Annotated in this window: 11 protein-coding genes and 1 pseudogene; 6 read left to right on the top strand and 6 right to left on the bottom strand. The window is 36.9% G+C overall.

All coding sequences use genetic code 11. The annotated features are described in order from the left end of the window. The first annotated feature begins 389 nt into the window (after nucleotides 1-389). Nucleotides 390-1,070 carry an inovirus Gp2 family protein gene (locus KSO91_RS13985; protein ID WP_238743652.1) on the top strand — a complete coding sequence of 227 codons (681 nt, stop codon included), beginning with the start codon at nucleotides 390-392 and terminating at the stop codon, nucleotides 1,068-1,070. 30 nt (nucleotides 1,071-1,100) lie between these two features. Here the strand turns inward: KSO91_RS13985 and KSO91_RS13980 are convergent, their stop codons facing one another. From KSO91_RS13980 to radC, 5 genes are all read right to left on the bottom strand, one after another. Then, nucleotides 1,101-1,445: a hypothetical protein gene (locus KSO91_RS13980; RefSeq protein ID WP_238743651.1), complete on the bottom strand. Its 345-nt coding sequence runs from the start codon at nucleotides 1,443-1,445 to the stop codon at nucleotides 1,101-1,103. 125 nt (nucleotides 1,446-1,570) lie between these two features. Next, nucleotides 1,571-1,849: a hypothetical protein gene (locus tag KSO91_RS13975; RefSeq protein ID WP_238743650.1), complete on the bottom strand. Its 279-nt coding sequence runs from the start codon at nucleotides 1,847-1,849 to the stop codon at nucleotides 1,571-1,573. 57 nt (nucleotides 1,850-1,906) lie between these two features. Then, nucleotides 1,907-2,467 (bottom strand): tyrosine-type recombinase/integrase, encoded by a 561-nt coding sequence (locus KSO91_RS13970; protein WP_238743649.1) that lies wholly within the window; start codon nucleotides 2,465-2,467, stop codon nucleotides 1,907-1,909. A 336-nt stretch (nucleotides 2,468-2,803) separates the two neighbouring features. Beyond that, nucleotides 2,804-3,232, bottom strand: coding sequence for a DUF2787 domain-containing protein (locus tag KSO91_RS13965; RefSeq protein WP_238743648.1), 429 nt, complete (start codon nucleotides 3,230-3,232; stop codon nucleotides 2,804-2,806). After that, nucleotides 3,232-3,708 (bottom strand): RadC family protein, encoded by a 477-nt coding sequence (gene radC / locus KSO91_RS13960; protein WP_238743647.1) that lies wholly within the window; start codon nucleotides 3,706-3,708, stop codon nucleotides 3,232-3,234. Before radC ends, KSO91_RS13965 begins: the two co-directional genes overlap by 1 nt. 137 nt (nucleotides 3,709-3,845) lie before the next feature. On the opposite strand from radC, the gene KSO91_RS13955 reads away from it, so the two are divergent. After that, nucleotides 3,846-4,043 (top strand): helix-turn-helix transcriptional regulator, encoded by a 198-nt coding sequence (locus KSO91_RS13955; RefSeq protein ID WP_238743646.1) that lies wholly within the window; start codon nucleotides 3,846-3,848, stop codon nucleotides 4,041-4,043. A gap of 260 nt (nucleotides 4,044-4,303) precedes the next feature. Here KSO91_RS13955 and KSO91_RS13950 read toward each other — a convergent pair. Next, nucleotides 4,304-4,671 (bottom strand): annotated as a pseudogene (locus tag KSO91_RS13950) (site-specific integrase); the annotation flags it as partial. 164 nt (nucleotides 4,672-4,835) lie between these two features. On the opposite strand from KSO91_RS13950, the gene KSO91_RS13945 reads away from it, so the two are divergent. From KSO91_RS13945 to KSO91_RS13930, 4 genes are all read left to right on the top strand, one after another. Next, nucleotides 4,836-5,006: an AlpA family phage regulatory protein gene (locus tag KSO91_RS13945; RefSeq protein WP_238743645.1), complete on the top strand. Its 171-nt coding sequence runs from the start codon at nucleotides 4,836-4,838 to the stop codon at nucleotides 5,004-5,006. 292 nt (nucleotides 5,007-5,298) lie between these two features. Further along, nucleotides 5,299-6,273, top strand: coding sequence for an AAA family ATPase (locus KSO91_RS13940; RefSeq protein ID WP_238743644.1), 975 nt, complete (start codon nucleotides 5,299-5,301; stop codon nucleotides 6,271-6,273). A gap of 27 nt (nucleotides 6,274-6,300) precedes the next feature. Further along, the gene (locus KSO91_RS13935; protein WP_238743643.1) at nucleotides 6,301-8,664 is read left to right on the top strand and encodes a S8 family peptidase; all 2,364 of its coding nucleotides are present in this window, start codon (nucleotides 6,301-6,303) and stop codon (nucleotides 8,662-8,664) included. A 504-nt stretch (nucleotides 8,665-9,168) separates the two neighbouring features. Continuing rightward, complete coding sequence (locus KSO91_RS13930; protein WP_238743642.1) at nucleotides 9,169-10,122, top strand: hypothetical protein; 954 nt, start codon at nucleotides 9,169-9,171, stop codon at nucleotides 10,120-10,122. Nucleotides 10,123-10,461: the final 339 nt, after the last annotated feature.

Genomic DNA, 10,461 nt, shown 5'->3' with positions numbered 1-10,461 from the left:
ATTTTCAGAAAAAAGCAATCTTGATGAATTAGACTTTAGTTCATATTACCCGCCATTCAGAAATAAAAAAGAAGTCGACTTTAGTTGGGCTAAAAAACCAGACAAAAAAGTAGATAACTAGATAGTTGATTTATCAGTGTTTAAATCATAAATAGCCGCGTTGTTCTGGGCTGAATTTTTTAAATTTACTTAATAAACAAGTGATTAAGTGTTGGTATGTTATTATTGCTGATACCCAATATATTATAACCAAGCTAATATATACCAAAGATAGTGCTGTTATGTATTAATAACCCTTAGGTTATTAATACTCGATTTAAGGCCTAAACACCTTAAAAAATAAATACTGTTGTTATCTATATGAGAACTACTTATATGGAGAAACAACCATGTCTAAAACCAAATTAAATGATCACCTACTTAGTAAAATCCCATTTAACGAACTAGAGGTAGTTGAAAACTACGAGTTAAATAGCAGGTACTTAAAAAACAATAAAGGGCTAATAGATCAAGCCTTAAGCCAATACCCAAGAATAATGGCTATTAGGTTTGATCTTCATTTCCCTCGTTGCTATTCAGATATTGACTATGATCACTCAAATGTGCAGTTTGTGATTACTCCATTTTTAAAATCCCTTACAGCTAAGCTCATAAGCAACATTAAGCGTCGTAGAAAGAAGAATAAACGAGCTGCTGATTGTAGGCTTAATTACATCTGGGTTAAGGAAGGTGATAATGATACGGCAGCGCACTATCATGTGGTGATACTTCTTAACAACGATACCTATAACACTTTAGGTAAGTATGGTGTCTTCGGTGATAATTTATATACCAAGATTGTTGAAGCATGGGCTACCGCATTAAAGATCGAAGTTTACGACACTCGCGACTTAACTCATTTCCCTCAAAATAATATTTATTACCTAAAAAAAAATACTGTTGATTTTGAAGCGGTTTATCTCTCTCTGTATAAGAGAATTAGCTATTTTGCTAAAGTCGAGACCAAAAGTTATGGTAATAATCAGAGAAATTATGGCAGTTCATGCAAAAAGAGATATATCTGTAATTGAGCATATATCTCTCGCTTTAGATTAGTGTTATTAATCTAAAGTTAGTATTGCATTAACGGCCCATCCTATCGATTCAGTAATGGTAAATGCAGTTGTCGCATTGATGGCATTGCCAAAGATGGGTATCCAGCCTATAAGCGCTTGTGAGACCGTTCTACCAACAATGCCAGCTGATGCAGCCGTTAGCATTGAAGCGGCTGCTGTCGTGCTCAGTGCCTGCTCATGAACTTCTGCAATTGACATAATCATCGCAATTTGAATCGGCATAATAACCGCGTTATCTGAACCTGGTATTTGTGCTAATCCAGCTCCTGCGGTTGCAGCTGCCGTTGCCGAACTGTGAATGATAGTACGTATCTTTGAATTTTTACTCATGATGATTGCCTCCGGTTAATCATGTGGACATAAAGGGTTTTTAAAAAGGATATATGTTTGAAAGTGGTTCTAATGAGGGGCGCGGGTTAGCTCCAGGTTAGATTAAATAAACGACAGAAGCTCAGCTAAGATGCCTGTAAGCTTTCAACCGTAGTTAATTTTATTTCTAGGTGCTGAGTGGCGATGAACTGGTAAAAGGCTTCAGGGTGCAGCGATAGGATGCTATGTAAGGCATCAATAATATCATCCTGCTCAGCGCAACAAATATGATCAATAAGATCCACAGGGCCACTATCGAACCCTGTATGGCGTCGTGCTTCTTGATACTCTGCTGATATGTCCCCTGAAACACATTTAACAGCTTTAATATCTTTGCTGAGGGTGGTTCCGTTTAGATATGACATGCTTATTCCTTAATAGATAAAAAAGCCTGTGCCAATCGCACGGCTGGTAGGGGTGATTTAAATTTCAAGATCAATAAAATCTTTATCTACATCATCTTGAGTGATCCCGATATAACGCAACGTAACGCCTGCTGAAGCGTGTCTAAGCATCTTCATTACGCGACCAATATCTTTAGTGCTTTGATACAGAAAATACCCCCTTGTCTTTCTCATTGAGTGTGTGCCGAGGTTTACTTTTATCTCATCACCGACCATAGAAAAAGCATAAGCCACCGCGCGTCTAGTCAATGGCCTAGGGATGGCGTACTTTGACTGCTTGCAGCGATAAGATTGAAATAGATAAATGTGCTCAGGATGTTCATCACGTATCTGTTTGATAAGCGAAATAGCTTTATCATTTAACGGGATGTTAGCGTGCTTACCTGTTTTTGTTTCTTTAATGCGTAAACGGTCATCTTTGATATCAACGAATTTGATAGCGAGAAGATCAGATATCCGTAACGCTAGGTTTAAACCGATACCCCAGACAAGTGACATCTGCTTACTGAATCTAATTTCCAGTAAATGGGCAATCAACTTGATGGTGTCGGGTTTTTTAATTGCTTGAACTTCAGCCATGGGAGGCCTCCATTATTAAATGAGAGGTTATATAGACAGCCAAAAGGGTGTGTTTTAAAACACTGAAACACAGTGATAGCAAGGGTTTCAGCACTAGTCCCCTTGAGGCCGTGAGTTTTGTGTTATTCATGACAGGTATCTGCCAATAGGTTAACCGGAGGATGGAAATTAATTAATACGCAGTGAATCTTAGTGACTGTAATAGCAAACAAGCCAACTTCCCTATTTGGTTTTAAACGAGGTTTTTGAGAAGCCAGTCGCTATTTTTCAAACAGATGCCCGCTATACAAGGGTTGCTAACTTCCCATAATGCCAATTTGGGAAGCTAGATTAATATCACCAGGCACTCACTTCTATTTGATCAAATGCATCGTATTCCAGATAGCTTAAGAAATTATTCTCCCAGCTTTTATAGAAATCTTTAACCGTTGATCGCGTAATTGACGTTGAGGTGCAATTAGCCAGAAAGAAGGTATTGGCGCTAAAATCAAAATCAACCTCTTTTACTAGCTCAGGATAAGGATGGCCGCAATAACAGAAGTCAGTGATATACAGCAAACACCAACAGCCATTTACAGCCTCTTTTTGTAATGAGATTTCAACAGGCTGATATCCGCCTGTTTTACTGCTATATGAACTGTCTCGGTAATTAACCGTAACCTGACTGATCTGCGCATCAACCTCTTTTGCTTGGATCGCTTTTTGTAATTGAACATAAAGTTTCGGATCAATATTCAAGCAGCAGACATTAAATTTAATATCCATTAGATTAACCCCCGCTCTGCAAATGACACTGAATTCTTGCCGACGACAATATGATCTAACACTCGCACATCAATCAGGCCAAGGGCATCAGTAAGTCTCGTTGTGATGCGTTTATCCGCTTCTGATGGCTCTGCAATACCTGAAGGGTGGTTATGAGCAAAAATGACCGCACTGGCATTTACCTCCAATACGGCTTTCACCACTTCACGCGGATGAATACTGGCGCTATCAATCGTGCCGAAGAACAACTCTCGATATTCAATCAACTGATGCTGAGTATTGAGCAGCATCACTGCAAACACCTCTTTTTCATAATTAGCCAATTTAAAGGTTAAATATTCCTTGGTTGCCTTGACGTCGGTAAACGCATCACGACTAATAAATTTAGTGGCGATGATCTCTGCCGCTCGTTCAAGTATCTGGTGCTCAGTCATTGGCTTACCTAGGGTGTAAACCTGGTTCGTTTTAGTGTGCATAAATAGCTCCTTTGCTGGTGGTTTGGTTATGCACTGTGATGAAATATATCTGTAAATATTTTCAATCTAACCCGTGATTTTTTATTTTTTAGTAATGGCTCTTATCTGATGGACTAGAACTAGTTAAGGATAAGAAAATGAAATTCATCAAATTAAAAGAAGTAATGGTAATGACAGGCTTAGCACGAGCAACGGTTTATAAGCATATTGCCAACAACAAATTCCCTAAATCCGTGTCATTGGGTGAGCGAGCAGTCGCTTGGATTGAAAGTGAAGTTGAAGAGTGGATGTTAGAGCGTATTGCAGAGCGTGATGAAGCTATAATCATCGGTTAATAGTGGCTACATTTTTCCACCTTATTATTAGTGACATTACCCCTATATGTACCACCTCATTTAAATGAGTAATTAGCAGCAACAAAAAAGGCATAAGTAAAAAAGCAGTAATAATAAATTTGAAAACGTAAAAACGACAATATGCCGTTTAGTATTCTAAAAAAACACTGAAAAACACGATACTACTAGCCCGTGCAAATGCACGGGCTAGTAGTTGGAGATAACCGATTAAATATCCAAATCAACAAAGTCCTTATCTATATCATCTTGAATGATTCTGATATAGCGAGCCTAGAGAGCTGTTTAGGGTTACGGTTGATCGCTTGATGGTACGGTAAGATTGAAGCAGGTAGATGTGGAGGGGGTGTTCAGCTTGTATCTGTTTGATGGTGTTCTGTGCTTTTTGATTAAGCTGGATGTTGGCGAGCTTCCCTGTTTTTGCTTCTTTGATAATTAAACGGCCGTGATGAATATCGTCGAATTTAATCGATAGCAAATCGGATATACGCAATGCCAGGTTTAAGCCAATATTCCAGATATCAGACATCTGCTTACTGTAGCGCCGTTCTAACAGGTGGCTAATCAATTTAACCTTATCAAGTTCTTTTACTGCTTGTACTTCAGCCATAGTTGGCTCCTCTGTGAGCGAATTCAAAGAGGTGATATATGTTTGAAAATATTTGGGTTCGTATTGTAATACGTTAGTTTTTCGCATGTGTTGAAAGTGAAGTGCAGAATGTTTTTTGGTTTTGAATGTCGTAGAGAAAAAGTTTGGCTGTCCCTCCTTTTCTTATGAACAAGACTGGCTTAAGCCGCTCAAGTGTCTATAAATTCATTTCAGAAGGCCACTTCCCCCAATCAATAGCAACAGGACCACGCTCAGTAGCATGGTTAGATAGTGATATTGAGGAATGGATTTTGGATCGGATAGCAGAACGATACGACTATAAAACTGTGGTATAGGTATGAAATAAGCAAGGTGTCAATCGGCTCCTTGCTTATTTCCGTATTTAATTTTTTTTGAGATGCTTGTAATGCTTGTCTTCTACCAAAATGGTTTTTTAAGAATATTGTTCAACATAATGATGCAGAGAAATTACAAGCTCACCTATAATTATAAATGATTCCACTAAGATCAAATGTAGCGTTTAAGACGCATGCATCAACTAGTTTATTCAGGTAGAATGCTTGATATTTTTAGAAGCGACTTATTGATAGGTAGTATCATCATTTATATCAATGAAAAGGGGGGATTATGGCTAGTGGGAAATTATTAAGATTGCTTGTTCAATCAGGTGCATCTGGTGATCCTATTGCATTTAAAAGTGCTACTGAACAATTAATCCAAGAAGAGAGAGCTAAACAACATAATCTTTTAGCAAACGATTTAGAACGTATTCTTTATGGTGATAGAGCTAAACCCAGCTCTACTTTGCACAATATTATTCCCGAAGCTCCAACGGATAAAGAAAGTGGCGTTGCTTTAATTGATATAAAACAGGCAAACCGTTCAATTGATGAGTTAGTTTTAGAATCAAGCACATTCGAAGTGATAGAAAATGTACTCGAAGAATATCGAAGAGAAGATGTTCTTAGAAGCTATGGAATGATGCCTGCCGAGAAAGTTTTATTTTTTGGACCTCCCGGATGCGGAAAAACTCTGGCTGCAGAAGTAATGGCGTATGAATTAAATCGCCCCCTTGCGATTGTTCGACTAGATTCTTTAGTTTCTTCTTTTTTGGGTGAAACAGCTTCCAATTTACGAAAGATTTTCGATTTTATTGCTAAACATAAGTTAGTAGTACTTTTTGATGAGTTTGATGCATTAGGTAAAGAACGTAATGATGGCTCAGAACATGGTGAACTTCGTCGTATTGTGAATGCGGTTCTTCAAATGATGGATTCATATGATGGCAAGAGTATGATTATTGCGGCAACCAATCATGATCAAATACTTGATAGCGCTATTTGGCGACGCTTTGATGAGTTAGTAGAATTTCCAGTGCTAAATAAAAAACAGCTACAGAATTTATTACAACTCAAATTACGTGGAGTAAGACATGACTTTGATTTAGAACTTTCTGATCTTCATAATATATTTGATGGAAAGTCACCAGCAATCATTGAGCGAATTATTAGACGTGCAGTAAAACGTATGATATTAAACCAAAAAGAATTTTTGACAGTTAGAATGCTTAAACATGCGTTTGAATTAGAAAATAGAATTTAATAATAAAATAAAATAAAGGAATACAGTATGGCAGGAGCTTATCCCCATCTTTCATTTTCTAAAGAGACCCCCCTTAAGCAAAGAAGAAGTCGCAATGGGTTTGGCTCAAAAATTAAATGTGAGAACCCTGCTAAACACGGTAAAAAATTACAACAACAAATCATATCTTTTCAAAAGGTCCTATCTACTCAAGTTGGCGGAGACTCATCTCGCAATTTAATTCAAATTAAACTCATTGAGAAAATGAATTTTGAAAATATAAGTAAGCATGGGATTTCTATTATTGGCCAGCAAGACGAAACTGTATACCTTGCTTTTGCAGACGAAAAGCAACTTAATGAGTTTAATAGTAGGCTAGCAAAACTTGTTGATGGAGAGTACATATCTTATCCTGATTTACTGTATGCGATAGATAAAATCGAGGCCTGGTCAACCGAAGAACGAAAAAGCTGGGCAGTGAAGCAATTTGGGTTTCCAAACGAAGAAATATTCAGGCTTGATATTGAACTATGGCCAATTGGCGATCGAGGCAGCCTTAACAGGGATAAGCTTTTATCAGACTTTGTAGCCTGGTTAAAAGTTGAAACTATTTCGACACTCGATAAAGTCGATCGAGATAGTCTTATTATGTTTCGTGTAGAAGTAACCAATCTACAAGCTGAAAAGCTATTAAACCATAAAGATATCAGACAAGTTGATTTGCCACCTAAAACAGGGATTAAATTTTCTCAGTTAAATGTCGATGTTAATATACTTCCAAAAGAATTAAATAAACCACCAGAAAATGCTAGTTTAATCTGTGTATTAGATAGTGGGGTTAACACTAACCATACTTTATTACAGGGCGCGATTGGTGATGCACAAAGCTTCATTAGTGGTGAAGATGAATCAGACATTGTTGGCCATGGTACCGCTGTAGCTGGTGTCGCCTTATTTGGAAACATAGAAGAACGGATTGAATCAAATGAATGGACTCGAGAGTTAATACTTCTAAGTGGGAAAGTTTTAAGTAAAGATGAATACGGTAATCCTATCTTTGACGAAAAAACAATTGAATCGACTTTAATAGATGCTATTACGTATTTCTATGAAGAGTATAATTGTAGGATATATAACCTTTCGTTAGGTAATTTAAATGCTCCCTATACCAACTCTCATATATCAGGAATTGCAGTTACATTGGATGAGCTTGCTCGTAAATTAGACATATTGATAATCGTCTCCTCTGGTAATTATACAGGCTCAGAGATAATCAATAATTGGCGAGATGATTATCCCCATTACCTTTTGCATTCAGATGCAGCATTGATCGATCCCGCACCTGCAGCTAATGTTTTAACCGTAGGTTCATTTGCCAAACATACAATGACCTATGCAGAACGACAATATAACCATCAAGGTGAAATTAACGAATTACATGTTGCAAACGCAGGACAAGTTTCACCATTTTCAAGAAGTAACCAAAAAGAAAAATCCGCTTTAAAACCAGAACTATTAGCTCATGGTGGTAATTTTGCAATTGCAGCTAGATATGAAGGTCAGGGCTGGAAACAAATTGATAAACATCTTGGTGTAATCACACTTAACCATCAACCACAAGGTAATACATTGTTGAGTGAATTTTGTGGCACTAGCTTTTCTGCACCGTATATTACTCACCTTGCAGGTAGATTATTGAATAACTATCCCAATTCGTCGGCAAATTTATTACGGGCACTATTAGCTAACCATGCACGAATTACTCAAGAAATTAAAACTACTTTCAAAAATAAAGAAGATGTGAGACGTGTGGCTGGTTACGGGGTAGTAGATGAAGATAGCTTATTTAAATCCTCAGAAGAGCATGTAGTGTTAATTAATGAGGGTGAGATTGAAAATGATAAACACCAATTCTTTGAACTTCCCATACCCGACGACTATTATCGCAAAGGAAAAGCAGTAAGGACCATCACAGCAAGCCTAGCTTACAGCCCATCAGTGCGAACAACAAGATTAGAGTATCTAGCTACCAAGATTAAGTTTCATCTTGTTAATTCAAATTCTCTCGAAGAAGTAACAAAATCATTTAATAATGAAAATAAAAAATCAGTAAAATCTATTCCAGAATCTGATGGAAATAAGCGAGATATTACTCAAGATAGTAGAAGCCGAGGTACACTTCAATCTAGTACCTGGACCTTTAAACAATTTAATAAAGAACGAAAACTATTTTTAGTAGTCACTAGGCAGGATCAACCATGGGCAGAAAATCAAGTTGAAGAAAAAGAAACTTATGCCCTTGCGATTTCTATAACCGATCGTGAAAATGAAAATGCTCAATTATACCAACAAATATCAGCACAACTTCAAACTAGAGAACATGCTAAGCAACAAGTCAAAGTTAGCTATTAAGTAATGCATAAATTAACGAGACAAGAGTCAGTTATTTCCAAAATAGAAATAACTGCAGATGATCGCAAAAACACCAAAACTTCAAGACAGCCCAAAAAATAAATTCTGATTTCCGTTTCGGTAAATTTTTGAAACAAACACGCCTATAGGCAAGCAACAAAACTGAACAACTACCGTCTAAAGACGGTAGGTTCTTTTGCGTTTTGAATTTTCAGCAAAGAAAACCAACCACTTTTTATTCTTATAATTCACCTGTTAAGCTCAACTTCCCAAATTACCATAATGGGAAGTTGGCAAGCCTCATGGCGTAAGGCGATAGTTAAAATAACAATGCTGAAGTTCCTATTTTATAGTTCTGGTACGTAAAGAGCAGTTGGACACTGTAATTATGCGAAGTAGCCTTTTAGCATTAAAGTGCGCGCTAAAATTTATAGCTGTGCAGAAAATCGGTAATACAACAAGTGGATCTGTGCCATTGCTCCCATATTTACGATAGAGGTTTGTGTGGAACAAAAATTTACGTATGAAGATTTTAAAATTGATGTGAAACAAAATCATAAAATGATAATAGATGAGGGGATAGTAAAGTTACAAGGTAGTAAAATATACCCCTACATCGGAGATGATCAGTCTATTAATGCAAAGGCCACTAGAAGTGCACCTGATCAGTACATAATTACGATAAATGAAGGCGTTTTAAAAGCTATATTTAGCTATTCAACTGAAGTCCTCAGACCTTTTTATAAAATTTATCATGCTAATTTAGGAGTTACAGAAGAACTCTTTATTCGATTTGTATGCGGAATTATGTCCGATTTTATATTTTGGCATGAGTTAAGTCATATTGCGCGAGGTCACTTTAAATACCTAGGAATTGACCAATACGATACATCGTTAGGTTTTAATCTAGATAAAATAAGTGAATCAAGAATAGTAGAAATTGATGCGGATATATTTGGTGCTAGCTATCTTTTTCTGAGAGTCTTAAGTGTCATTAATAGTGGCTCGATTAGAGCAGAAGATGCGTTGTGTGCATATACAGTAGGCATTAGATCAATTTTTGAAATACTGCATATAGATAATGTACTTGAAGATTATAATCATAGAACCAATGAGCACCCGCATTCTCAAGCACGAGCTTTTAACGCCTATGCATTCGGAGTCGCCTCTCCAGAAATAATAAGCTATAAAAAAAACATTCTTCCTTATTATCAGGAGTGTGCTCAACAATTTTTTATAGACTTTGAATCATTAGCCTTGGGAAATAAGTTTAACATTGATGCTGTTGCAGAAATAATGCCTGTTGATGTGGACAAATGGCATAGTGAAAAAGCAGTATTAGATAGTCTAAGTATTATGAGTTATGAAAAACGAAGTATGGCAGAAAAAAGAAAAAGCCTATTTCGAGAAATAACAAATAAGTTGCGCAACCTATTCTTCCCCCCACACTATAGTTAGAAACCACAAAAAATTGTGGCCAATATTATTTTTATGTTTTGAATAAATAGGCGCAATACACTTTTGGATATAAATTAGCTAGTGTCGATAATGCAGCATTTGCCTTATCACGTTACATTAAATCTGGTTACTAGCATTTTTGCCACTTTCTGCGAACGCCAGTTCCTTATCAATGTGTTGATATCTACCCGTTGATGAGTTAGTGAATCTACGCGTGAGCTTACGGCAGCGTAGCTCAACTTCCATTTTTTGTTCTGATTTAATACGGGTAACTCATCCATCAGGACTTAATTATGTCAAATCCAGAGCAACTTAGTAGCGTTATTACTGCATTTGAGC

Source organism: Psychromonas antarctica (assembly GCF_022267535.1).
Taxonomy (GTDB): Bacteria; Pseudomonadota; Gammaproteobacteria; order Enterobacterales; family Psychromonadaceae; genus Psychromonas; species Psychromonas antarctica.
Note: the sequence above shows the minus strand (reverse complement) of the source record. Positions and strands in the feature narration are given on the sequence as shown.